Raw genomic sequence first — 23,384 nt, forward strand, 5'->3', positions numbered from 1 at the left:
GGACGGCGGGCGTCCGGGCTCAGCCCCAGGGCTATGCCGTACCCGCCCGCTCCTTCAGCTGGGCCACCAGGGCGGCCGCGACGGCGCACCCCAGCCCGATGGCCCAGCCGAACGGGCCGATCGGGCGGCAGCCGAAGACCTGGCTGAGGCCGGGAACGGAGACGATCGCCATCAGGGCGGCCAGCGACGCCATCGATGCGACGAACACCGTCCGGTCCTGGCCGCCCACCAGCAGCGTCTGCACGAGTTGGCCCCCCACCAGGCCGATGAGCCCGACCGTGGACGCACGGCTGCGCGTGCCGGTCATCCGGGCGAGCAGCCACGCCGAGCCCGCCGCGGCGGCGGTGGTGAGGGCGCGCACGTAGATGTCGCGGGTCAGGGCGGTGCCGAGCGAGACCTCCGGCCCCTCGGCCAGCAGCCGCTCAGGACTGGCCGCGCTCGGCGGGCGGACGGCGACCGCCATGGCGGGCAGCATGTCGGTGAGCAGGTTGACCAGGAGCAGCTGGCGGGCGTTCAGCGCGCTGCTCCTGGACAGCAGGCTCGATCCGACCGTGAACGCGATCTCCCCGATGTTGCCGCCGAGCAGGATGCCGAGCGCGTCGCGGACCGAGCCCCACATCGCCCGGCCCTCGGAGATCGCGTCGATGATCGTCTCGATCCGGTCGTCGACGACCACGATGTCGGCCGCCGCCCTGGCCGCCGGGGCCGCGCGCGGTCCGAGGGCGACGCCGACGTCGGCCAGCCGGATCGCGGGGACGTCGTTGGCGCCGTCACCGGTGACGGCCACCACCTTTCCCGCCCGCCGCAGGCTGGAGATGATGCGGGCCTTGTGTTCGGGCGTGGTGCGCGCGAACACCGCCACCTCGGGCAGCACCGCGGTCAGGGCGTCGTCGTCGAGCAGGTCGAGCTCGGGTCCCGTCATCACCCGCTGGCCGTTCAGGACGTGGATCTCGGCGGCGATCGCCTCGGCCGTGCTCGGATGATCACCGGTGATCATGATGACCCGCACGCCTGCTCGCATCAGCCCGTCCACGCTGCGCTTGGCCGTCGGGCGGACGGGGTCGGCCAGGCAGAGGAACCCCAGGAAGCACAGGCGCTCGATGCGCGACTCGTCGAGATCGGCGCGGCTGGAGGCCGTACGCTCGGCTACGGCGAGCACGCGGTAGCCCCGCAGCGCGAGCCGGTCGACGTCCTTCTCCAGCTCGCGCCTGACCTTCGCGCCCATGGGCACCCGCCGGCCGCCGCGTACCAGGTGGGTGCAGCGGTCGAGGACGACCTCGGGGGCGCCCTTGACGCTCAGCAGATGGCCGGACTCGGACAGGCCGAGGACCGCGTGGTAGCCGCGCGCGGGCTCGAAGGGCAGCTCGTCGACCCGGTGCCACTCCCGCAGGCCGTCCTTGGGCGCGACGTGCAGCTTGGCTGCGCCCTCCACGACGGCGCGGTCCGTGGGATGGGGGATGGCGCGCCCGCCGTCGAAGCGGGGGCCCGCGCGCAGTGCCGCGCCGACGACCGCCTTCAGCTCTGACGTCACCGTCTCCAGTGAGCGGGCGTACCGTCCGTTCGAGACCTGGCGCAGGCTGATGCGGCCCTCGGTCAGCGTTCCCGTCTTGTCGAAGCAGAGCACGTCGACCCGGCCCAGCGCCTCGATCGTCGACGGGTTGCGGACCAGCGTGTCGCGCTGGGAAAGCCGCTTGCTGGAGGCGAGTTCGGCCGCGGTGGCGATGAACGGCAGGCCCTCGGGAACAGCGGCGACGGCCAGGCTCACCGCGGGGGCGAGGGCCGTCGACAGCGGGGAGCCGCGCAGCAGGTTCGTCGCCAACAGGACCAGGCCCGACCCGACCGCGGAAGGCAGGATCGTCCGGCTCAGCCTGCGCAGCCGCGACTCCACGCCGCTGACCAGCGGCCCGTTCGGGACCAGCCGGGCGGTCCTGCCCGCCTCGGTCTCCTCCCCCGTGGCCACGACCACGGCTAGCGCGTGACCGGCCGCGACGGTGGTGCCCTCGTAGACCATCGACCGGCGCTCCGCGATGGCGGCCGCGGCGGCGGGCTCCGACGTCTTGGCCACGAGCTGCGACTCGCCGGTCAGGGTGGACTCGTCGACCTCCAGGCCGACCGCCTCGATCAGTCTGCCGTCGGCCGGTACGGCGTCGCCGGCGCGCAACTCGATCACGTCCCCCTTGACCAGGTCGTCGACGACGCCTGAGACGACGCCTGAGACACCGCCGCCGGGCCTGCGCAGCCGTACCCGCTCGGCGGTGATCTCGGTGAGGCGGTGCAGCTCCCTGTCGGCGCCGCGCCGCTGGGCGCCGCCGATGACGGCGTCGACCACCATCACGCCGCCGATCAGCACGGCGTCCAGCACCGAACCGACCGCGGCCGACACGCCCGCGCCAGCGGCGAGGATCGGCGTCAGCGGGTTGGCGAGCTCTTCCACCGACGCCATGGCCAGCGACGCCCGCCCGGCGGAGTCCGGCCTGGCGCCCTTCGTCCTGCGGCGCGCGGCCTCCTTCTCCGCCAGCCCGTGCGGCGAGGTGCGCAACATCGTGAGGACGTCGGGCACCGCCATCGCGTGCCACGGTGTGCGGTCCGCGCGCACCGGCGGCGCCGTCCGCCTGACGTCGCGCCCCACCCACTCCCCTGTGATCAGCGCGGCCACCGTGGCGCAGTCGCGGATCAGGTGCGCCCGTGGGAGCGCCGTCCTCGCCGGGCCGAGAACGGCCAGGCCCGCGCCGATGACCCCGGCGGCGGTGGCCACCCGCACGCTGGCCCGGCCGGCCCTCTTCGCGTACGGCACGCATGCCAGCAGCAGGTGGACCCCGTCGAGATCACCGATCACGTCGGCGTCCCACGGCACCCGCCGCGCTTCCCTGAGCACGCCGATGCCCAGGTCGGCCTGGCGCAGGCCGCGCCGCGCGGTGCCGGACACCACGGCCACGACGTGGCCTGCGGCCTGCAGCGTCCGCACCGAGGCGGCCAGCCGGGAGCCGCCGTCGACGACCTGGTCGACGCCGAGCCGCAGGCCGAGGCCCGCCTCCCCGCCGGCGAGCGATACGGCGCCCACGCCCTTCGCGGCGGCGACCACGGCCTCGGCCAGCGGGTGGAGTTCGGGGGCCAGCCCTACCAGGGCGATCGGGGTCCCCTCGCGCGAGACGCTGACCGGCCGTACCCCTTGACGCCGCCACCTGCGCACCTGCGCCGGCTCGCGAGCCCCCGCGTACGGCCGCGCCTCCCACCCGTCGCGCTCGCGCCGTGCCGCGGGATCGGTGAGGTCGAGCAGCGTGTAGAGCCGCGCGTGCAGCTCGTCCAGGTTCTCGTCCGCGACGAGCGGGACGACGCCGTCGATCGTCCACGCGCCCGTGGTGAGCGCGGCGGCGTCGAGGACGACCGTGTCGAGGCGGTCCACCCCGCGCAGCGCGGCGCGACGCAGGACCATCGCGCCGCGATCGGCGAGCGCGCGCACCAGGACGCTGGTGAAGGCGTCCCTGCCGACGTGCGCGGCCTTCGGGATGCCCGTGATGAGCACGGCGAGCCCCCGCTGATGGTCGCGGCTCACCAGGGTGGTGGCGGCCTGGGCGGCCACGGCGGCGGCGCTCACGGCGTCCGCGTACCGCTCGACGGGGCCGTGCGGCAGCCGGACAGGACGGGGCTGCTCGGCGACCCTGGTGTGGCGGTAGGCCCCGTCGGCGGCGGCGAACTCCTCCTCGCGCAGCTCCCACGCCCGGCGTCCCGCGCACGCGTCGACGTAGCGTCCCGCCGCGGCGACGGAGTCGATGAGCATGGACACCGGCCGCATCGCCAGCGTCTGGGCGACGAAGCGGGAGGAGGCCACCAGCAGGTCCGCGGCCGGCTGGCCCAGGTGCCGCTCCAGTTCCCGCCGGATCCTCGGGGCGTGCTCGGCCAGCGCCAGGGCGGCGGGTACGGCGGGCGGCAGCTTCGGCAGGCGGGCGACCTGCCCGGCCAGGGCGAGCCCGGTACCGGCCAGGTGCAGGCCGAGACTCACCGCGGCGCGGGCCTGCTGCTCCACCCCGTCGAGCGCCGGAGGGCGGTCGCGTGCCGGGGTGCCGTCGGCGCGACCGTCGCGCTCCGAGGAACGGTCGGCACGACCGTCTTCCATGTCGAGCTCGTCGACGATGGCGACGAGCTTGTCCAGGTCCGTCGTTGCCGCGTCACAGCCCACGAACACGCAGCCGAGCGCGCCGTTCACCTCGGCCCTGTCCACACCGGCCGCGCGCAGCCGATCTTCGAGGGCGCGCGCCGCCTGGTCGGTGCCCGGCCCGCCGAGCTGCCTTAACGCGATGCGGACGCCGCCCGGGCACTTCTGGATCCGGCGAGGACGGGGGAACCTGCTCCGCAGCGAGTCGGGGAGTATCCCGAGCACGGTGTCAGCGGCGAGCGACCACATGCCGCCCCCTTCGTCGAACCGTGCGGGCGTTGCTCAGCGCACGTGGCAACCCGGATCTCACCCGCCCGACCGCGCACGCCCGGTGGTGCTCGTGCGCGAGCCCCGGGAGGTGGCGGGCTTGCGCTGGGCCCCTCTTGAGGTCGCGCTCTTCGACGCGGCGGACGCCGCGGTGCCGCGCTTCGACCCCGAACCGCCCTTCGCGGAGCTGCTCTTCGAGGCGGTGGAGCTCTTGGTCGCGGTGCCCTTCGCAGCGGCGGTGCTGCTCTTCGAGGCGGTGCTGCTCTTGGCCGGGGTGCTGCTCTTGGCCGGGGTGCTGCTCTTGGCCGGGGTGCTGCTCTTGGCCGGGGTGCTGCTCTTGGCCGGGGTGCTGCTCTTGGCCGCGGTGCCCTTTGCAGCGGCTGTGCTGCTCTTCGAGCCGGTGCTGTCCTTCGCCGGGGTGGCGCTCTTCGAGGCGGTGCTGTCCTTGGCGGTGCTCTTGGGGGTGCTCTTGGGGGTGGCGGTCGCGGTCGTCCGGGTCGCTTCCGCGGCGGGCTGGGACTCCTGCCTGCGTTCCCGTGACCGGTCGTCCCCTTCCCGGCCGCGCGCCGCGATCATCGCTCCCGCGCCGATGGCCGCGGCCACCGGCCACTCCAGTACGCCGAAGGCCGCGAGCGCGCCCAGCGCCCCGTAGTAGGCGATGCGCTCGGGGGGTGGCAGGAACGTCCGGGCGACGTCCACGGCATGACCGACCTCCTGCCGGGAAACGCGCGGCAGATCCATCTGCGGCAGCTCGACGTGTGGCAGGTTCACGTGCGGCAGGTTCACGTGGGGCATCGCCAGATGCGGCATCCGCAGATCCGGGCGGCGGACCTGGATGCTGATCAGCGGCAGGTCGAGCGTGAGCTCGTTGGACGGGCGCGCTCGAGACCGGGCGACGGCCATGGTTCCTCCCCACGTCGAGGACGTCGGACGCCACGGGCGTGCTCCGGCATGGCCGACGGTCGCACCCGAACCCCGGAGCGACCCCCGTCTTCCACTCCTTCGCAAGGCCGCGTATTCCGACTAAGGGTTCCGTGCCCACTTTTATGGTCAGATATCCGGTTTAGTGCACCCCTTCCGGATTCAACGGCGACGGCCATCGTCACGCTCGAAGGAGCACGACGATGGCCGTCACGTCCGGCCTAGCGAGAGACGTACTCCGCCAGTACGGCGGCCGCCCCCTCCGGGTCGTCGACCGGGTGCCGCTTGTTGGCGTTCTGCCAGGAGTAGCTGGCTCCGCCGTACCCGACGAAGACCCACACCGGCAGGCCGGGGGCGGGCCGGTGCACCATCAGGGCGGTGTTGCCGTCCCGCAGCTCGGCGTTGACGCCGAGCAGGACGAGCTGGTCGCGCAGCCGGACGAGCCGGTGCTGCTCGTCGAGCCACGCCAGGTCGGCCGCGCCGGCGGGCGCGATCCGGGTCACCGGGCGCTCCCCGGTCGCCCGCGATCCGGTCGAGGCACGTCCTCCCCCTCCTCTGTAGGATCCACGGCCCCGCGTCAGGAACGCAGGAAGGCGCCCAGGGTGTCGTTGAACGCGCCGGGCTCCTCGCTGAACGGGGCGTGGCCGCTGTTGGCGAACCTGGCCACCTGCGCCTTCGGCAGCCGGTCGGCCAGCCACTGGTCGAGGTCGCCGGGGAAGATCTTGCTGTGCGCGCCGTACACCAGCAGGGTCGGCACCGTGAGCTCGGGCAGGACCGGGCGCAGGTCGGCGTAGGCCATGTCGTACCAGATCGACAGCGCCGCCGACGTGGCCATCTTGGTGGTCTCGGCGTAGACGGCGTCGATCACCTCGTCCGGCGGCGTCTCGGCGAAGCACGCGGCGATGAACGGCTTGATCACGCTCGGCCTGGCGTGACGGACGCCCTGGGCGAAGACGGCGAGGTCGGTCGCGGAGTAGCCGCCCTGGAGCGGGAAGTCCCACCCCTCTCCGTCGAGGAAGCGCGGCGACTGGTCGACGAAGGCCGCCGACCGCAGCAGGTCGCAGCCGTACTGCCGGACGTACGACAGGATGACCGAGGCGCCCATCGACCAGCCCACCAGGCAGACGTCGCGCACCCGCAGATGCTCCAGCAGCTCGCGGACATCGCGGGCGTACTGCGCCAGGGTGTGGCCGTCATCCGTTTTTCCCGACAGGCCATGCCCGCGCAGGTCCACGGTGATGACCCGGTTGGACTCGCTGAGCGGGCCCACGTTCTGTCCCCAGAACGTGCTGTTCATCGTCCACCCATGGATGAGCAGGACGGCGGGCCCAGAACCCTGGTCCTCGTAGTAGAGCGGAACACCGTCTGACAACTCCAGATATGACATCGTGTCTCTCCCGCAAGTGGAAATGTCCGGGCCGTAACGACTATCCGCTATGCGCCCTGGCCGCCCAAGGGTTTCGGCCGCGTTGCATAGGGGTTGCATTCGGTACTAGCTTCTCGGCAGGGAGATCATGGACGACTCGACGCGACGGCTGGCCCGCGCTCGCGAGAGCGCGCTGAGCGGCCGACGACCTGCGCAGGTACGCCCCGAGGTACGGGCGTCGTGGGACCGTGCGCGCCTGCAGGGAGTCCATCCCGACCGCTCGCTGCCGCCCATCGAGCTGGCCGAGGACCGGGTGCGCGGGTTGCGGCGCGATCATCCGATGGCCACGGTCTGGCCCATGCTGCTCGGCACGCTGCGCGACGCGGCAACCCAGCCCGGCCATCTGGTCTTCGCGAGCGACGCGGCGGGGCACCTGCTCTGGGTCATGGGCGACCGGTCGGCGCGCACGCTGGCCGAGGGCGTGAACCTGGTGCCGGGCGCCCTGTGGAGCGAGGACAAGGCGGGCACCAGCGGCGTGGGTACGGCGCTCGCGCTGGGCCGGCCGTTCCGGGTGCGCGGCCCCGAGCACTTTCTGTCGGTCGCGGTGGACTTCACCTGTTCGGCCGCGCCCATCAGGAACCCGGTGACCGGCGAGCTGCTCGGCGCCATCGACGTGACCTGCCCCACGCGCGCCGCCAACTCGCTGTCGCTGTCGCTGGTCGCCGCGGCGGCGCGGCTGGCCGAGGCGCAGCTCGGCGAGCAGACCAGACAGCAGGACGAGCGGCTGCGCATGCGCTACCTCGACCACGTCATGCGTCACAAGGGGATTCACAGCGCGCTGGTCGGCGCCGACGGCCGCGTGCTGCACGCCTCGCCTGGCGGCTGGCTGCCGCGACGTTGGCCCTGGCCGCCCCGCGAGGGCCCCGCGACGCTCCCCGACGGCCGCCGGGTGGTGTTCGAGCAGCTGTCGGCGGCCGGGCCCTTCGCCGTGCACTGCGTCGACGGCCTCGACAGCACCGGCGATGCGCTGCTGCTGCACGCCCTCGGCCGGGACCGCGCGTGGATCCGTCTGGACGGCGCCGCCCACGAGCTCAGCGCCCGCCACAGCGAGCTCGTCGTGCTGCTGGCGGCCCATCCCGCCGGGCTGACCGCCGACGCGCTGGCCCGCCAGACGTACGGGCAGGGCGGCAAGACGGTCACCGTTCGCGCGGAGATGACCCGGCTGCGCCGTATCCTCGGCTACCGCCTGGGTTCCGACCCGTACCGGCTGCTCGGGCAGACGGTGGCCGATTTCCTCTCCCTGGACGACGACCTGGCGACCGAGGGGGTGGGCGAGCTGCTCGACCGCTACCGGGGGCCGCTGCTGCCGTCCTCACGCGCCGAAGGCGTCGAGGCGCTGCGCGACCGGCTGCACCAGCGCCTGCGCGGGAAGGTCCGCTCCCACGGCGACGCCGACGCCATGACGCGCTGGCTCACCTCCCCGCACGGACATGACGACCTGCTGGTACGGCAGGCCCTGTCAGCCCTGTAGCAGCCATCCATCGTGGGGTGGCCGGACAGCTCCCGCCCTTCCCAGGCCAGCCCCACCCCCATGCCACACGACGACTCGGAAACACACTCCTGCGGATCGGCGTACCGATTTCCACCCCAAGAGTGCGATAAATAGCCTCTTCACCCTTGCTGAATTAAACCCCCGACAGATATGCCTACGTAGGCAATTGTCCCTTTTGTGCGCAGCGCGCCTCGCCGCTCCATGCAGTCCCGTCCGTCAAGTCCGCGAGGCCGTACGGGAAAAGAGCCGACTAAGCGATGTTCACGGATTGCCCGCCGCCGAGAGTGGATGCTTGCGGTGGCGACGCGCCCGGCGACCTGCGGCGAACGCGGCTTCGGCGAAGGCACGCAGACTCGGCTGGAAAATCCGCCGAGTCAAGCGAGAAGCATGTTGCACAAAGAAGCGGGAATGTCCGTTTATCTGCTGATCGGCGGGTTATCTACGTTGCGCGCAAGATAATCCTTCAGGGTTACATGGGGCGTTTTCCAGCAATATGGCGTAGAGCCATGCTGGTGCAAGAAAGTCTTTTCAGGGGGGAATCACGCAATGAAGAAGTTCAAGCGCGTCGTCACAGCAGCGGCCGTCTGCTCCGTTCTGAGCGCCGGCACTGTGGGTCTCGGCGCCGCGACCGCCGCGACCGCCGCCAGCGCTGCCACCGTCAGCGCCTCCACCAGCGAGAGCTGGGGCTGCGGGCACGGTCGCTGCGGAGGCTGGGGCTGGGGCGGCCGGGGCCTGTTCCACCGGTTCAAGAGGCAGATCCAGGCACAGCGTCAGTTCCAGAAGCAGCTGCAGAAGCAGATGCAGCACCAGTCGCAGAACCTGCACCAGAACGTCGCCTTCCACCTGAACACCTCGGCGGACTCCGACAGCCTCGCCGACGCCATCGCCAAGCAGAAGGCGGACGCGGAGGCCAGGAACAAGGCCGACGCCGACGCGCTGGGCACGGCGGAGTCCGACGCCGACGCCAACCAGCGTGCGGACGCCGACGCGCGGAACAAGGCTGACGCGGACGCCGACGCGGACGCCGACGCCGACGCCAAGAACAAGTCCGACGCCGACGCGCGGAACAAGGCAGTGCAGGACCACATGGTCGACCAGCGCAACGACCAGCGCAACGACCAGCGTGCCAACCCGGTGAACACGGCTGACTCCGACTCGGACTCCGATGCCGACGCCGACGCCAAGCAGCAGCAGAAGCAGGAGGCCGACGCCGACGCCAAGAACAAGGTCGACGCCAAGAACAAGGCCGACGCCGACGCCGACGCCCACAACAAGGCCGACGCCGACGCCGACGCCAAGAACAAGGTCGACGTCAAGAATAAGGTCGACGCCGACGCCGACGCCAAGAACAAGGTCGACGCCGACCAGCGCAACGACCAGGACCAGCGCGCCAACCCGCGGACCGACGTCCACCAGGACGCCAACCCGCGGACCGACGTTGACCAGCGCAACGACCAGGACCAGCGCGCCAACCCGGTGAACAAGGCCGACGCCGACGCCAAGCAGAAGCAGGAGGCCGACGCCGACGCCGCCGCCCTGGCCAAGCAGAAGCAGGAGGCCGACGCCCTGGCCAAGCAGAAGCAGGAGGCCGACGCCGAGGCCAAGCAGCGTGCCGACGCCGACGCCCGCAACAAGGCCGACGCCGACGCCGACGCGAAGAACACCACCGACGCGCGCAACCAGGCCGACGCCGACGCGGACGCCGACGCCAAGCAGGCGCAGAAGCAGAAGCAGGAGGCCGACGCCGAGGCCAAGCAGCGTGCCGACGCCGACGCCCGCAACAAGGCCGACGCCGACGCGAAGAACACGAACACCAACACGACCGACGCGAGCAACAAGGCCGACGCCGACGCTGACGCCAAGCAGAAGCAGAAGCAGGAGGCCGACGCGGAGAACGAGAACACGAACACCGCACGCAACCGGGCCGACGCGGTGAACACCGCGCGTAGCCAGGCCGACCCGCAGAACAACAGCACGAACACGAACGACGCGACGAACACGACCGACTCGCGTAACGACGCACGTAATGACGCGGCGAACACGAGCACCAACCACAACCACGCCGACGCCGACTCGCGGAACTGGATCGAGAACGAGATCAAGAACCGCCTCGAGCAGCGGGCCCTCCTGGTCCAGCTGCGCAACGAGGTCGAGCTCGAGCTCAGGCGCAGGATCGCCGCCGCGATGGTCGGCGACCGCAGCATGTGATCCCCACTGAGGGACCCACTGAAGACCCGCTGAGGACAAGGTAGCCGCGCACTTTGTGCGGCGACGGGGGCCGGCCCTACCACCGGCACCCGCCTTGGCCTGGGTGATCAGTCCCGCCGAGGCTCGACGAGCACCGGCGGGGCGGCGGCCGGCGCCGGAGGAACCACGGACCGGCCGCCGCCAGGCGGGAACTCGTCGCGATGAACCCTGGGGGCCGAGCGGACACCGTCCGCCCGGCCCCCTTCGCACGCCCGGGACCCTCAAAGCGCGCCACCGGTGAACGTGCGGCGGGCGCCGTTCGGCCGGATCGTCAGTGGGCGGTCCAGCCGCCGTCGACCGGCAGGATCGCGCCCGTGATGTAGGAGGCGGCGGGCCCGGCCAGCAGGAGCGCGGCGGCGGTCAGCTCGCCGGTCTCCGCCCAGCGTCCCGCGGGCACCTGGTGCTCGAGGAAGTCGCGCACCCGCGGATCGTCGTCGACGTTCGCGTTGAGCGGGGTGCGAAACGGTCCGGGGGCCAGCGCGTTGACGCAGATCCCGGTGCCGGCCAGTTCGACCGCCAGGCTCCGGGTGAGCTGGACGACCGCGCCCTTGCTGGCGGCGTAACCGGCCCGGCCCGCGGCGCCGACGAGGCCGAGCGCGCTGGCGAGGGTGACGATGCGGCCGTATCCGGCGGTGCGCATGTGCGGGACGGCCGCCTGGCAGGCCAGGAAGGTCCCGACGACGTTGACGTCGAGGCAGCGGCGGAGGGTGGCCGCGTCCAGGTCGCCGAGCTCTCCCCTGGCTTGGACGCCCGCGCTGGTCACCAGGATGTCCAGCCGCCCGAAGCGGTCGGCGATCTCGTCCACGACCCGGTGGACGGCGTGCTCGTCGCTGACGTCGCAGGCCAGCCCGATGGCCGGTCGGCCGGTGGCGGCCGTGATCCCGGCAGCGACCTGCTCGCCGGTCTCCCGCGACCGGCCGACGACGGCGACGGCCGCGCCCGCCTCGGCGAGGGCCTGCGCGATCGCGTGCCCGAGCCCTGACGTACCGCCGGTGATGATCGCGGCCTGCCCGGTCAGATCCGTGTCCACGCCACTGCCTCGCTCATGTCGCCGCTCCTTCGTGCTGCCGCGCCTGCCGCATCCTAGCTGGCCCCCCCGCAGCCGAACCGCGCGCCCAGGATCCCGCCGAGCCCCGCGAGCGGGCCGCGCGCGAAACGGGATTCCCGCGAGCGGGCCTGCGCGAAATCGGATCTCCCGAGAGCGAGCCCCGCCCCAAATCTCTTCCGGATCGCAGCCGTCCGCTGACCCCCGCGCGCCGAATCAAGCCTCGAGGACTCCGGCCGGACCCCTCGACCAACGGCACACGCATCCATCCGAAGGATCACACTGACATGAAGCCCAGGATCAACCGGCGTGCCCTGATCGGGCTGGCCGCCGCGGCGGCGCTGACCGCCTCGTCCCTCGCCCTGCTGCAGCCGACGACCGGTACCGCCTCCTCGCACCGCGAGGCGCCGCTGATCGCCGGGGACCCGCGCAACGACAACACCGACGTCTACGCGTTCGTCAGCCCCGACAAGCCGGACACCGTCACCCTGCTCGCGAACTTCCTCCCCTACGAGGAGCCGAACGGGGGCCCCAACTTCTACACCTTCGACACCCAGTCCCGCTACAACATCAAGATCGACAGCAACGGTGACGCCCTGCCGGACATCACCTACCGGTGGACCTTCCGCGACGACGACCGGCGCGGCACCTCGACGTTCCTCTACAACAACGGCCCCGTCACCTCGATCAACGACCCGAACCTGCTGTTCAGGCAGCGCTACACGCTCCAGCGGATCACCCCCCACGGGGTGACCACCCTGGTCAGGAACGGCGTCGCCGCCCCCAGCAACACCGGGGCCGCGTCCATGCCGTCCTACGCCACGCTGCGGGCCCAGTCGATCACCCCCGTGCGCGGGGGCGGCAGGTCGTTCGCGGGCCAGGCCGACGACTCCTTCTTCCTCGACCTGCGGGTCTTCGACCTGCTCTACGGCGGCAACCTGTCCGAGGTCGGACAGGACACCCTCAAGGGGTACGGCGTGCAGACGCTGGCCCTGCAGGTGCCCAAGGACGCCGTGGCGCTCATGGGGGACGCCAAGCGCAACCCCGTGATCGGCGTGTGGTCGAGCGTGGACAAGTGGAGCCCGCAGGGCTTCAAGCAGGTATCCCGCCTGGGACAGCCGCTGGTCAACGAGGTCGTCCTGCCCGCCGGGCTCAAGGACGCCTTCAACTCGGTGAGCCCCCGCAAGGACGCGGACCTGCCCGCCGTCGTCAAGCGGGTCACCAACCCGGAGGTCCCGAAGTTGCTGGAGAAGATCTACGGCCTGAAGGCGCCCAAGACCCCGCGCGACGACCTGGTCGAGATCTTCCTGACCGGCATCGCCAAGGGCAACGGCCCGATCAAGGCCGACCTCAACTCGCAGACCCTCAACAAGGACGCCGGCGAGCTGCGTCCCGCCGAGATGCTGCGGCTGAACATGGCCATCCCGCCCGCCGCCTCCCCCAACAGGCTGGGCGTCCTCGCCGGTGACCTGCAGGGCTTCCCGAACGGCCGCCGCCTCACCGACGACGTCGTGGACATCGCGCTCCAGGCGATGGCGGGCGCCGCCCGTACCGGCAAGCTCGTCGACGCCCTGGCCTCCGGCGACAAGGTCGACGCCAACGACAAGGCGTTCGGCACGTCCTTCCCCTACGTCCCGCTCCCCGGCAACACCTCGGCCTACGCCGGTTAGGCGCGCTGAGCCCACGCGGGGCCGGGCACTCCGGCCCCGCCTCCCGTCCGAGACCCTTGGAGGTCGTCATCGTGAGGCCATCACGACGCGGGGTGACGCTCGCCGCAGGCGGCCTGGTCCTGGCCGTCGCCCTGACCGTCACCGCCACCCTGCTCCCCTCATCCGCTCCACCCGCCGCGGCCCCGCCCGCCCCCGCCGTACACGTGGAGACGTCCGTGTCCGCGACGTCCGCGCGCGCGGCCGTCGGCGCGCTGAACGCCCGGCTGCGGCGGCTCCCGCTCGACCACCACGCGTGGGCCCAGCTCGGCGCGGCCTACGTGCAGGAGGCCAGGATCACCTCCGACCCGTCCCTCTACGCGCGGGCCCAGCAGGCCCTCGACCGCGCCGCCGCGCTGGCCCCCGACGACCCCGCCACCCTGACGGGCAGCGCGGCCCTGGCCGCGGGACGGCACGACTTCGCGCGAGCGGTACGGCTGGCCGACCGGGCGATCGCCGCCAACCCGTACGGCGCGACCGCCTACGGGGTGCTCGCCGACGCCTACACCCAGCTCGGCAGGTACGGCGAGGCCGCGAAGGCCGCCGACCGGATGATGGCGCTGCGCCCCGGCATCTCCTCCTACACCCGCGCCTCCTACGCCGCCGAGCTGCGCGGCGACCTCGTCCAGGCCCGCAAGCTGCTCGACTACGCGCTGCTCGACGCCTACGCACCCGAGGACGTCGCCTACGCCCGCTACTCGCTCGGCGAGCTGTCGCTGCACGCGGGCGATTTGCCCGCCGCCGCCGAGCAGTACCAGCGGGCCCTGGACCGCGCCCCCGGCTTCGCCCCCGCGCTCGCCGGGCGGGCCAGAGCCGCCGCGCTGTCGGGACGGCTCCCCCAGGCGCTGGACGACTACGCCACGCTGGTCGCCCGGCTGCCGCTGCCGCAGTACATCATCGAGTACGGCGAGGCCCTCGCCGCGGCGGGCCGCGACCCTGCACCGCAGTGGCGGCTGCTGGCGGCCCAGCGCGCGCTCATGGACGCCGCGGGCGTGAAGGACGACCTGACCTGGGCCGAGTTCGAGGCCGACCACGGCTCGCCCGCCAAGGCCGTGGCCCATGCCCGCGCCGAGTACGCCCGCCACCCCAACCTGTCGGCCGCCGACGCCCTGGCCTGGGCGCTCCACCGCGCGGGACGCGACCGCGAGGCCCTACCGTACGCGATCAAGGCCACCTCTACCGGCTGGCGCAACGCGCTGGTCCTCAGGCACCGCGCCGCCATCGAGCGCGCGCTCGGCGACGGCGCCGCAGCCGATCGCACCACCGCCCGCGCCGTGGCGGCCAACCCCGCGTTCGTGCCCGCCCTTCCCGCCCTTGCGAGGTTCTCGTGAAATGGCACGGTCTGTGCGCCGCACTGGCGATGGCGTCCGCGCTGACGGCGGGCCTGGCCCAGCCGGCGACCGCCGGGACCGGCAGGCTCGCCCACCCCCTGGGCAACTTCACCGTCAACCACTACGACGGCCTGAAGGTCCTGCCGGACCGGATCGAGAACCTCGCGGTCGTGGACCGCGCCGAGCTGCCGACGCTGCAGACCAAGCCGTCGGTGGACGCCGACGGGGACGGTACCGTCTCCGACACCGAACGCGCGGCGCACGCCACCGCCGAGTGCGCCGCGCTGGCCGCGGCCCAGCGGCTCACCGTGAACGGCGCGGCCAGGCCATGGCGGGTCGCCTCGGCGGCGTACGGCTACATGCCGGGCCAGGGCGGGCTGTGGACCAGCCGCCTCACCTGCCGCCTGCGAGCGGACGGCGAGACTGGAACCGTCGGGTTCAGCAACGGCTTCCTCACCGACCGCATCGGCTGGCGGGAGATCACCGCCGTGGCCGAGGGCGTCCGGCTGGCCCGCTCGACGGTGCCCGCCACCAGCGTCAGCCAGGAGCTGCGCCGCTACCCGGACGATCTGCTGGCCAGCCCGCTCGACCAGCGCACGGCCGAACTGTCCGTCACGCCGGGCGCGGGATCAGACTCTTCCGTGCCCGCGCTGCCCGGCATCGTCGCCGTGGGAGGCCCGATCGGCGACGCGCTCGCGACGCTCGACCGCACCTTCACCGGGCTGGTCGGCGCGACGTCGCTCACGCTGCCGCTCGGCCTCCTCGCGGTGCTGCTGGCCGCGGTCCTCGGGGCCGGGCACGCGCTGATCCCTGGACACGGCAAGACCGTCATGGCCGCCTACCTGGCGGGCCGCAGGGGCCGACCGAGGGACGCACTGCTGGTCGGCGCGACGGTGACCGTGACCCACACGGCGGGGGTGCTGGTGGTGGGGCTGCTGCTGACCCTGTTCTCCGGGCTCGCGGGAGAGACGGTGCTGGCCTGGCTGGGTACGGCGGGCGGCCTGCTGATCACCGCCATCGGCGCGGGGCTGGCCCGCTCGGCCTGGAGATCGTTCGGCACGGGCACCCCCACCACCGCCTTCCACGGCCACGGGCATGGGCACGGGCATGGGCACGGGCATGGGCACGGGCACGGGCACGGGCACGGGCACGGGCACGGGCACGGGCACGGGCACGGGCATGGGCACGGGCATGAGCACGGGCATGAGCGCGCCGGGGCGACGGCGACCCTTGTGGAAGAGCGGCCGGAGCCGGACCGCCCCACCCCCGTCCCGCCCGCCCCTGGTCGCCGCGGCCTGGTCGGCCTCGGTGTGGCGGGCGGCCTGGTACCCAGCCCGTCGGCGCTGATCGTGCTGCTGGGCGCGATCGCGCTGGGCCGTACCTGGTTCGGCGTCGCCCTCGTCCTCGCCTACGGTCTGGGCATGGCGGCGACCCTCACCGCCACCGGCCTCCTGCTGGTCACGTTCGCCGCCCGCCTCGACCGTCTCGCGCGCGCGGGCCGGGCCCTGCCCGCCCGCCTGTCGGCCCTCGCCCCGGCAGCGACCGCGCTCCTCGTGGTCCTGCTCGGCCTCGGCCTCACCCTCCGAAGCCTCGGCGACCTCCTGTGAGCCCCCACCGGCCAGGTCCATCGACCGGCGGGCGGGCTTCCAGGACCGCGCGACACCGCAGGGTGACCGCCGCGACCCTGACGATCAGGCCGGTGGGCATTGACAGCCGACCCGTGCGCGCTGGAGCGTGGGGCACGCGGGCCACGAATCGGGCATCGCACCCGTCCACGAGCCGAGTGGCCGCGAATCAGAGACATGCGGATGGCGACGGGAGGGCACATGCGATCGGAACCGGGGTCGGAGCGGGACCGGTCGGGCGACGGCCGAAATCCCGGGCTGGAAGAGCTGCTCGGCCGGGTGGCCCGCGGCGACCGCGGCTCGTTCGAGCACGTCTACGAGCTGGTGGCGGCCCGAGTCTTCGGCATGGTGGTGCGCGTCCTGCGCGATCGCGCGCAGAGCGAGGAAGTCGCCCAGGAGGTGCTGGTGGAGGTGTGGCGCAACGCCGCCCGCTACGAGCCCGGCCGTGGTTCGGCCATGGCATGGATCATGACGATCGCCCATCGCCGCGCCATCGACAGGGTGCGCTCGGCCAGCGCGGTCACGGAGCGGGAGGACAGGGTCGCGCGCATGGACGTGCGCAGGCCCTTCGACGAGGTGGCCGAGTCGGTGGAGAACAGCCTGGAGCGCGAACGGCTGCGCAGGTGCCTGTCGGGGTTGACGGAGCTGCAACGGGAGTCGGTGACCTTCGCCTACTTCGGCGGGTTCTCCTACCGTGAGGTCGCCGAACTGCTCAAGGTTCCGCTCGGGACCATCAAGGCCCGCATGCGCGACGGCCTCATCCGGCTGCGCGATTGCCTGGGAGTGGAGAGATGAACGGCGGGCAGGACGTGCACACGCTGGCGGGTGCCTACGCGCTGGACGCCATCGACGACGAGGTGGAGCGCAGGCGCTTCGAGGCGCACCTGGACGGGTGCGACGACTGCGCGCGGGAAGTCAGGGGGCTGACCGAGACGTCCGCCCGCCTCGGTCTGGCGATGGCCGCGCCGCCGCCGCCCGAGCTGCGGAGCCGGGTGATGGCCGAGATCGGCCAGGTACGGCAGCTGCCTCCGGTCGTGACGCGGCCGGGATCGCGTCGCGGGTTCGCCCGCCGTACGGTGGGCGCGCGCGTCGCCAAGGTGGTCGCCGCCGCGAGCGTGGCCGCGGCGGTCGCGCTGGGCGTGCTCGCCTACCAGGCCAGGACCGAGCTCGACCAGATGCGCACGGCCACCAGGCAGGTGGAAGCGGTGCTGGCGGCCCCCGACGCGCGCCGGGCCAGTGTGAAGGAGGGGCAGGGCGTGGCGGGCACCGTGGTGCTTTCCCGCTCGGCGGGGCGGATGGTGTTCATCGCCTCGGGTCTGGCGCAGCTGCCCGAGGACAAGACCTACCAGCTCTGGCAGCTGTCGCCGGGGCAGGCGCATCCGGCGGGACTGCTGCGGCCGGACGACACCGGCTACACCGCGCCGACGCTGGCCGTACCGATATCGGGGGCCACGTCGGTCGGGCTGACCGTCGAACCGGCGGGCGGCTCTGCCGCGCCGACCACGACCCCGCTGCTGGTGATGGACCTCCCGGCCGCCTGACACCTGCCTCGGCCACCGCAGGCGCACGACCGAAGCCACGTGACACCTGCCTCGGCCACCGCGCGCCGAAGCCACGTGACGTCGGCGGCTGTCACCCGTGGTGTGCGACCAAGGCGGGCTCACCGCAGGGCGACCGCGGACACCTTGCTGTGGATCTCCGACACCAGGAACAGCCGCTTGCCGCCGAACCTGAACAGCGCCGTGGGGGCCAGCCCGATGAGGTCGCGCGAGTAGGCGGGGCCCATGGCCCCGCCCGACCCGTCGACGAGCTTCAGCCGGTACGCCTGGGGCGGCTCCTCGTAGGTCCCGCCGCGCATCACGATGGCCGTCTCGCGGTCGATCAGGGCGGGGATCGCGGTGGCCGACTCGCCCAGACTCCTGCTCCAGAGCAGCCCCGCGTTCCTGAGGTCGATCGCCACCACGGCGTTGCTGGATCGGTAGTCGTTGACCTTGCGCTCGGTCGTGAGCGTCACCATGGTCCGTCCCGCGACGAGCGCCCTGAACCGGCCGCGGTCGGTGCCGCTGAGGCCCACGGGGGACAGGTCGAGCGTGCCGTACTCACCAGTCTGCGGGATCGTGGTGACCCGCCGCCTGTCCTTGCCCAGGACCAGGTAGCGCGGCCTGCCGTGGGCCGCGGCCAGCACGACGGGCCGGGCGGAGACGAGCCAGGTGCCCAGGCCGGAGTCGCGGCCCACCTGCGCGGCGGTCAGATCGGTGCGCCATCGTCTCGCGCCGGTCGAGGGGTCCACGCCGAACACCGCAAGCGGGTAGGACCTGTCGCACGAGGCGAGCATGACGGCGCCGTCGGGCGCGGCCAGCACGTCGGTGAACGCACAGGAGCCGTGAACGTTCTTGATCTCCCAGCGCTTCACGCCGTCCGCCAGGTCGTAGCCGACGGCGCTGCGGCCGTAGGCGACGACGACGGACTGTCTCACGATCGCCAGCGAGGCCCGGTGCGGCGGGGAGAGGCCGTCCTCGCGCAGCGAACGGTAGTGGCCGGTGTCCCTGAGGTCGGCGCTCCACACCCGCCCGCCGGTGGCGAGGTCGACGAGCGTGATCGCCGAACAGTCGACGTGGGTCAGGCCCTGCGCCGCCTCCCGCTGCCTGACGGCTCCGTAGGCGAGGACCGCGCGGCCGTCGCTGTCCTCCTGGCCGACGCCGCAGAACTCGCCGCCGTCGGGTGGTGGCAGCGTCCATTTCAGCCTGCCGGTGGCGACGGCGCGGGCGGCGACGCCGGTGGCGTGCGCGCGGACGAGGAGACCGTCGGCCAGCCATGAGCCGAACGATCCCGCGTGCCCCGCGTGGTCGTCGGTGGCGGCGGCAACGGCCCACGCCTGCTCGCCGGTCAGTTCGGACCGCTGGTTCGGGGAGGGTTGGGCGGTTCGCTCCTCGCGCGGACCGCCGTCGACGGAGCCGCCTGCCCCGCCGTCCCACGGTCGTACCAGGACGGCTGCCACGACCGCCAGGATCAGCATCCCTGCCAGGACCAGCACGAACCTGCCCCGGGGCGGGACCGGCGAGGGCGCGCCGCGGACCGGGCCGTCGAGCCCGGTTTGTCGCTGATCCCCCTGATGCACAGCTGTACTTTAGTAACCGAACCAGCACAAGGAGCAACAACGGCGCACTGATAGCGCAACTCTTTACGGCGTAATGTATTGTGTGAGTTCGAAATAGCTTATGCCGTATAGAGATAAGGGGATCCCATGCCGTCCGCGACCCTCCACGACGGATCCACGATCGAGATGGAGATCCACGGTTCGGGGCCGACCGTCCTGCTGCCGCTCAACCCCGCGCCCGCCGAAGAAGGTCCCCAGGCCGAGGAGATGCGCAAGTGGGGCGCCGACCCCTCTCTCGGCCACTCCGTCCTCACCGGTCTGAGCGACGCGTTCAGGGTCGTCGCCTTCGACTACGAGGGGCACGTCATGCGCGTGCCGAAAGCCGACACGCTCACACCTGACAACGTCGCCGCGGACCTGCTCGCCATCGCCGACGTGGCGGGCGCCGACCGGTTCGCCTACTACGGGTACTCGTGGCTGGCCGTGATCGGCATCCAGCTCGCCATCCGCACCGATCGCCTCACCGCGCTCGCCCTCGGCGGCTACCCGCCCCTCGGGGGGCCGTACGACGGCATGCTCGCCGTGACCAGCGCCTCCCACCGGATGGCCCTCGAAGCCCCGAGCACGCCGCCCACCAAGGGCGAGGTCGGCGACTGGTCGAGCGTCTCGGTGTCACTGTCACACGACCAGGCCCGCCAGTTCATGACGCTCTACCAGGCGCTGCGGGGCTTCGACGACCGTGCCGCCCAGGACCGGATCACCTGCCCCAGGCTGTGCTTCGCCGGGTCGGCCGACACGATCGAGTACGGCCCCGCCTGGGGGAACGTGCGGGTGGACATCGCCGGGCCCGTCCTCGCCCATCGCGCGGAGCTCGAACGGCTCGGCTGGCAGGTGCGCGTCCTCGACGGGCTCGACCACATGCAGGCCATGCAGGCCAGCCAGGTCCTGCCCGTCATCCGCCCGTGGCTGACCGCCGAGCTCGCGTCGGTCACGAGCTGACGCAGCGGCCACACACCCGAGCGTCAGTCTCGGGCTGACGCAGCAGGCACACACCCGAGCGGGCTGACGCAGCGGCCACACACCCGAGCGTCAGTCACGAGCTGACGCCACGCGGCCTGGTTCGGCGGCGATGGCCGTGGCGGGCAGGCGGGCCTCCACCAGGGTGCCGCCCCCCGGGCCCGAGGTCACGACGCAGGAGCCGCCGAGCTCGGCCGCGCGCTCGCGCATCGACGACGTGCCGACGCCCGCCCGGCCGTCGGCCCGCAGGCCCACGCCGTCGTCCTCGACGCCGACCACGACCTGCGCGGCCTCCCTGACCAGGGCGATCCTGACCGTGGACGCCCCGGCGTGCCGGCGCACGTTCGTCACCGCCTCCTGGACGATCCGGTAGGCGGCCACCTCGACCGCCGCCGGCAGGTCGCCGAGCTCACCGTCCACGACCACCTCGACGGCCGTGCCCGCCTCCAGCGTCGCCTCCGCCAGCTGTCGTACGGCCTCGGCCAGTCCGAGGTCGTCGAGCGCGGGCGGGCGCAGGCCGTACACCAGCTCGCGGATGTCGCCCGTGACCGCCTGCATGCCGGAATGGAGGTCCTTGAGCAGGTCGTCCGCGGTGGCGGGGGCGCGCTGGAGGCTGATGCGGGCGATGTTGATCGTCATGGCCATCGCGCCCAGCGTCTGGCCGAGCCCGTCGTGCAGGTCGCGACGCAGCCTGCGGCGCTCCTCCTCGCGGGCGGCCAGGATGCGTTCCCTCGATCGTTGCAGGTCGGCTGCCATGCGCGCGGCGTGCGCCACGTCGGCGACGTACGGCAGCAGCGTCGCGATGACCCGCTCGTCGTGCGCCGCGGCGAACCTGCGCGCCCCCGGACGGCCGATGAGCAGGTGGCCGACCGGCTCGCCGTGCCAGACGAGGGCGATCTCACGGGGCGCGGCCCCGATGTCGCCGCTCTCGACGGACAAACCCCCGCTCACCCGGACGGCGGCGCCGTCCACCGCGAGGCCGTCCCGCACCACCTCGACCACGACGCCCAGCGCCTCGGCCGGATCGGCGCGCCTGACCTCGTGCGTGAGCCGTTCGGCCAGCAGGCGGGGGTCGCCGACCGGGCCGTACATCAGCCGGTCCACCGTCCGCTGCAGGGCTCGGCGCATGGGCTGGAAGAACGCGCCGGCGAACAGCGCCGCGGCCAGCCCCGCCACCTGGTGGTAGCCGGAGACCAGCAGGCTCGACACCCCGCCCACGCCGAAGTAGACCCCGCTGACCGCCGCGATCAGGCCCGCGGCCACGAACGCGCGGCTGATGACCGTGTCGATGCCGAACAGCCGGTAGCGCAGCACCGAGGCCATGACGGCGACGGGGATGAGAGCGGTCCAGAGGACGGCGGGCGCCCAGTAGTCGTCGCCGAGCAGCAGGAAGACGATGTAGATCGCGAACGCGCCGAGCGGCCAGGCGATCTGGCGGCGCGTCGCAGGGTCGCCCCTGCGGAAGCGGACGGCGAGCGCGAACAGCGCGGCGACGACGCACACCTCCATCGCCAGGTAGGCCGCCGCGTAGAGCTGGACGTGGATCTCGGCGAGCGCCTCGATCTTCAGCGGGTTCGGGATGACCGCAGGTCGCTGGGGCCCGCCCGGGTGGGGTTTGGGGCGGACCGCGAGGAGGAAGGCGAGTGCGGCGAACACGGTCATGCTCGCCACGACCAGAGCCCGCCACCGGGGTGAGGGCAGCCTGCCGTCCGGTGAGAGCGCCGGGACCAGCACGGCGAGGATGCCGCCGCCGAACGCCCACGTGACGACCGACGCGATGCGCAGCAGACCGGCCGCGTCCATCGCCTCGGTGCCGGCCGCGCGGAACATCAGCATCCCGAACAGCACGCTCAGCGCGGCGAGGAACCCGCCCGCGCACATCAGCCAGCCCACGACGAGGCGGGGCCGCCGCTCCACGATGAAGGCGCCGACGAGCGGGAAGGCGAGCCCGGCCGCGTGGTCGGGCGTGGCGGGGATGTGCGGCCGCCACCCCTCGGGCAGTCCCGCCTGGAGCACGAACGCCACCACGACCGCGACCATGGACACGGCGGCGACGCTCCACGTGATGGCGCGCGTCCACGCTGCTCCCCGACCGTCCACCTGGGGATTATGTCGGGAATGGGGAGCCGGGCTCAACGTCCGGGGCCGAGGTCAGTCCCTCCCCTGCCACGTCGTCACACAGGCCTCGTTGCCCAGCACCCAGAAGGCGGGCGTGCTGCAATGGTGAAGGGCATGGCCCCTCCCAGTGGCGCGCTACGCGCGTTCGGGGTCGGGACTGTTCTTCCCAGGGGCTTTCCAGCCCCTTCGACCCCGGCCTGGGCCACTTGGAGGGCGAAACCGGAGATCACGCTCGGGGACCGACTTGGATCTCGGCCGGACACCAGAGCATTGCGCGGACTCGGCGGCGGTCATGTGCGACACAAATCCAGGTCGGCATGATGGCGCGTGCTACGGAACGGCGCTAATGAGGTCTTCTCGGTAACTTCTCGTGACGGTTCGTGATCTTTGCCAGGTGGTGCGTCCGTGTTCGAGTTGGAGTAGGACGAGAGCGGCACCAGCCGCTTCATGCCGGCCTGTACCCGTACGCGACAGCGGCCGCGCGCCAACCGCAACCGGCCACCCACCGCCCGGCCACAGCCGGACGGTCATCCGCGCGCCCCGGGGCACCGGACCCGGCCAGCGGCGATGCCAGCCGGTTACCGGGACGACCCCGCCCCCGGGCGCCTCCCCTCCCAGCCAGCCTCTGACGTCCACCCCCACGAACAGAAAGCCGGGAGACCACTCGCCATGTAAGTCACCCACCGCTGCCGCACCACCCCCACCAACGGAACGGCCGCCAACCGCCGACCACCAAAGTCACCAGCATTGCGCGTAGGGGTCGTCTGCCCCATCAGTCGCTGCGCGCTGCTTCGCCGTCTGTCGGCTGTGGGGCGGCTTCGCGCCGCGCGACTTCCTGGTATGTCGCTTCGAGCCGTTCCAGGGGGCCGGGGCCGTCACGGATGATAGGCGGGGCTCCGAGGTGGCGTACTCGTAGTTCGTCCATCAGTTCCGCGATGA

Annotated in this window: 15 protein-coding genes; 8 read left to right on the forward strand and 7 right to left on the reverse strand. The window is 72.7% G+C overall.

Translation table 11 applies throughout. The features are described from left to right. Nucleotides 1–31: 31 nt before the first annotated feature. From ACFXJ8_RS15900 to ACFXJ8_RS15915, 4 genes are all read right to left on the reverse strand, one after another. Nucleotides 32–4,402: an HAD-IC family P-type ATPase gene (locus ACFXJ8_RS15900; RefSeq protein WP_379644619.1), complete on the reverse strand. Its 4,371-nt coding sequence runs from the start codon at nt 4,400–4,402 to the stop codon at nt 32–34. 57 nt (nt 4,403–4,459) lie between these two features. Further along, nucleotides 4,460–5,323, reverse strand: a complete 864-nt coding sequence (locus ACFXJ8_RS15905) for a hypothetical protein (RefSeq protein ID WP_379644620.1) — start codon at nt 5,321–5,323, stop codon at nt 4,460–4,462. Between the two features lie 239 nt (nt 5,324–5,562). Beyond that, the gene (locus ACFXJ8_RS15910; RefSeq protein ID WP_379644621.1) at nt 5,563–5,844 is read right to left on the reverse strand and encodes a hypothetical protein; all 282 of its coding nucleotides are present in this window, start codon (nt 5,842–5,844) and stop codon (nt 5,563–5,565) included. Between the two features lie 74 nt (nt 5,845–5,918). Beyond that, nucleotides 5,919–6,728, reverse strand: coding sequence for an alpha/beta fold hydrolase (locus tag ACFXJ8_RS15915; RefSeq protein WP_379644622.1), 810 nt, complete (start codon nt 6,726–6,728; stop codon nt 5,919–5,921). Nucleotides 6,729–6,855: 127 nt separating this feature from the next. Between ACFXJ8_RS15915 and ACFXJ8_RS15920 the strand changes: the two genes are divergently transcribed. Together ACFXJ8_RS15920 and ACFXJ8_RS15925 are read left to right on the forward strand one after the other, a co-directional pair. Beyond that, a complete protein-coding gene (locus ACFXJ8_RS15920) occupies nt 6,856–8,238 on the forward strand; it encodes a GAF domain-containing protein (RefSeq protein WP_379644623.1) in 1,383 nt (460 codons plus the stop codon). A gap of 567 nt (nt 8,239–8,805) precedes the next feature. After that, nucleotides 8,806–10,467 (forward strand): hypothetical protein, encoded by a 1,662-nt coding sequence (locus ACFXJ8_RS15925; protein WP_379644624.1) that lies wholly within the window; start codon nt 8,806–8,808, stop codon nt 10,465–10,467. Between the two features lie 310 nt (nt 10,468–10,777). Here the strand turns inward: ACFXJ8_RS15925 and ACFXJ8_RS15930 are convergent, their stop codons facing one another. Beyond that, nucleotides 10,778–11,536 carry an SDR family NAD(P)-dependent oxidoreductase gene (locus ACFXJ8_RS15930; RefSeq protein WP_379644625.1) on the reverse strand — a complete coding sequence of 253 codons (759 nt, stop codon included), beginning with the start codon at nt 11,534–11,536 and terminating at the stop codon, nt 10,778–10,780. A 302-nt stretch (nt 11,537–11,838) separates the two neighbouring features. Between ACFXJ8_RS15930 and ACFXJ8_RS15935 the strand changes: the two genes are divergently transcribed. From ACFXJ8_RS15935 to ACFXJ8_RS15955, 5 genes are all read left to right on the forward strand, one after another. After that, nucleotides 11,839–13,221: a DUF4331 domain-containing protein gene (locus tag ACFXJ8_RS15935; RefSeq protein ID WP_379644626.1), complete on the forward strand. Its 1,383-nt coding sequence runs from the start codon at nt 11,839–11,841 to the stop codon at nt 13,219–13,221. A gap of 71 nt (nt 13,222–13,292) precedes the next feature. Beyond that, complete coding sequence (locus ACFXJ8_RS15940; protein ID WP_379644627.1) at nt 13,293–14,588, forward strand: tetratricopeptide repeat protein; 1,296 nt, start codon at nt 13,293–13,295, stop codon at nt 14,586–14,588. Then, nucleotides 14,585–16,195 carry a High-affinity nickel-transporter gene (locus tag ACFXJ8_RS15945; RefSeq protein ID WP_379644628.1) on the forward strand — a complete coding sequence of 537 codons (1,611 nt, stop codon included), beginning with the start codon at nt 14,585–14,587 and terminating at the stop codon, nt 16,193–16,195. Before ACFXJ8_RS15940 ends, ACFXJ8_RS15945 begins: the two co-directional genes overlap by 4 nt. 219 nt (nt 16,196–16,414) lie before the next feature. Then, the gene (gene sigK, locus ACFXJ8_RS15950) at nt 16,415–17,008 is read left to right on the forward strand and encodes an ECF RNA polymerase sigma factor SigK (RefSeq protein WP_379644629.1); all 594 of its coding nucleotides are present in this window, start codon (nt 16,415–16,417) and stop codon (nt 17,006–17,008) included. Next, complete coding sequence (locus tag ACFXJ8_RS15955) at nt 17,005–17,754, forward strand: anti-sigma factor domain-containing protein (protein WP_379644630.1); 750 nt, start codon at nt 17,005–17,007, stop codon at nt 17,752–17,754. Before sigK ends, ACFXJ8_RS15955 begins: the two co-directional genes overlap by 4 nt. Nucleotides 17,755–17,873: 119 nt before the next feature. Here ACFXJ8_RS15955 and ACFXJ8_RS15960 read toward each other — a convergent pair whose 3' ends face one another. Beyond that, nucleotides 17,874–19,331 carry a PQQ-binding-like beta-propeller repeat protein gene (locus ACFXJ8_RS15960; protein WP_379644631.1) on the reverse strand — a complete coding sequence of 486 codons (1,458 nt, stop codon included), beginning with the start codon at nt 19,329–19,331 and terminating at the stop codon, nt 17,874–17,876. 126 nt (nt 19,332–19,457) lie between these two features. Here ACFXJ8_RS15960 and ACFXJ8_RS15965 point away from each other — a divergent pair, with 126 nt between their 5' ends. Then, nucleotides 19,458–20,309, forward strand: a complete 852-nt coding sequence (locus tag ACFXJ8_RS15965; protein ID WP_379644632.1) for an alpha/beta fold hydrolase — start codon at nt 19,458–19,460, stop codon at nt 20,307–20,309. 90 nt (nt 20,310–20,399) lie between these two features. Here the strand turns inward: ACFXJ8_RS15965 and ACFXJ8_RS15970 are convergent, their stop codons facing one another. Then, nucleotides 20,400–22,427 (reverse strand): sensor histidine kinase, encoded by a 2,028-nt coding sequence (locus tag ACFXJ8_RS15970; protein WP_379644633.1) that lies wholly within the window; start codon nt 22,425–22,427, stop codon nt 20,400–20,402. Nucleotides 22,428–23,384 lie beyond the last annotated feature (957 nt).

The organism is Nonomuraea sp. NPDC059194 (genome assembly GCF_042754765.1).
Taxonomy (GTDB): domain Bacteria; phylum Actinomycetota; class Actinomycetes; order Streptosporangiales; family Streptosporangiaceae; genus Nonomuraea.

Excerpts from the sequence above, each read along its gene's own strand:
- ACFXJ8_RS15920 (WP_379644623.1), top strand. The coding sequence starts at position 6,856 with ATGGACGACTCGACGCGACGGCTGGCCCGCGCTCGCGAGAGCGCGCTG.
- ACFXJ8_RS15965 (WP_379644632.1), top strand. The coding sequence starts at position 19,458 with ATGCCGTCCGCGACCCTCCACGACGGATCCACGATCGAGATGGAGATC.
- ACFXJ8_RS15955 (WP_379644630.1), top strand. The coding sequence starts at position 17,005 with ATGAACGGCGGGCAGGACGTGCACACGCTGGCGGGTGCCTACGCGCTG.
- ACFXJ8_RS15905 (WP_379644620.1), bottom strand. The coding sequence starts at position 5,323 with ATGGCCGTCGCCCGGTCTCGAGCGCGCCCGTCCAACGAGCTCACGCTC.
- ACFXJ8_RS15935 (WP_379644626.1), top strand. The coding sequence starts at position 11,839 with ATGAAGCCCAGGATCAACCGGCGTGCCCTGATCGGGCTGGCCGCCGCG.
- ACFXJ8_RS15915 (WP_379644622.1), bottom strand. The coding sequence starts at position 6,728 with ATGTCATATCTGGAGTTGTCAGACGGTGTTCCGCTCTACTACGAGGAC.
- sigK (WP_379644629.1), top strand. The coding sequence starts at position 16,415 with ATGCGATCGGAACCGGGGTCGGAGCGGGACCGGTCGGGCGACGGCCGA.
- ACFXJ8_RS15900 (WP_379644619.1), bottom strand. The coding sequence starts at position 4,402 with ATGTGGTCGCTCGCCGCTGACACCGTGCTCGGGATACTCCCCGACTCG.
- ACFXJ8_RS15925 (WP_379644624.1), top strand. The coding sequence starts at position 8,806 with ATGAAGAAGTTCAAGCGCGTCGTCACAGCAGCGGCCGTCTGCTCCGTT.